General features: G+C 36.7%; 1 protein-coding gene. It reads right to left on the bottom strand.

Features of this window, described 5'->3' with window-relative positions:
• Positions 1–139 precede the first annotated feature (139 nt).
• Positions 140–900 (bottom strand): hypothetical protein (locus BVH04_RS25675; RefSeq protein WP_169714519.1); only part of this gene is annotated, 761 nt, incomplete at its 5' end.

Genomic DNA, 900 nt, shown 5'->3' with positions numbered 1-900 from the left:
GGTTTGGCGCTTGGCGAAGGTGGCGATTTTCACCACAAATGTTGATGCGGAGAACCAAACTTTTGATTAACCACAAACGTGTCTGCGGAGCACAGAACCGCCACTTTTGCCAAACGCCTGTTATAGCCAGTTGTTCTTTTCATCTCGTCCAATATATTTCTAATAGTTCGTGTGCTGTCTTTGGAATTATTTGTCTGTCTTCTTTACTTTGTCCGCTCACTGATTGCAATTTTTCTTTCAGGTCTAAATAAATTGGGTGTTTCAGACTCGAAAGTAAAAGTCCGCCTTTATTGAGTTCTTCTGTAATCTCCTTTTTTAGATTTACCTTGTCAGTCTGCAAGTCGTCTATGTAGTCAAACCCACATTTGATAATTGAATTTGATTTTAGTAGTTCAAGTTGTTTGTCAAGGAAAGGAAGTCCATATTTTTTAAAGTCTCCAAAAATTTCCATAACGGTTTTTGTTGTCGTTTCTACTTGTCCGTTGTGAAAATAGTAAGCGTCTTGAATATTTAACGCACCGGAATTATGTCTCAACACTTTTAAGTCCTGGTGTGGATTTAAAAGTCCAATGTTGTAGTTGTTAGAAAAAATGTATTCTGGATTTAGTCTTGAAGCAATAGAGCAAGCAAAGTTTTTGTCTTTAAGCGTAAAAATTATGTGAAGAAGTTCGTTAACAGTCGACTTGTTTACTTGTCGTAGTCGCTGAAATGTGTAGCACCTATTTTTATATGCTAAAAACTCAAAGTCAGACAATAGTTCACTCGCTGTCTGAATGAGAATATGCTTAATCTCTCCCCTTTTCAATTCAGGTGATTTGTCCTGCTTAGTTGTCAACGCTTTTAATTTGTCTAACAATTTCACTTTTTCTTTGTTGTTTGAGGTCGTCCTACAATTGGCTA

The sequence above is a fragment of the Algoriphagus antarcticus genome (genome assembly GCF_002150685.1).
Lineage (GTDB): Bacteria > Bacteroidota > Bacteroidia > Cytophagales > Cyclobacteriaceae > Algoriphagus > Algoriphagus antarcticus.
Note: the sequence above shows the minus strand (reverse complement) of the source record. Positions and strands in the feature narration are given on the sequence as shown.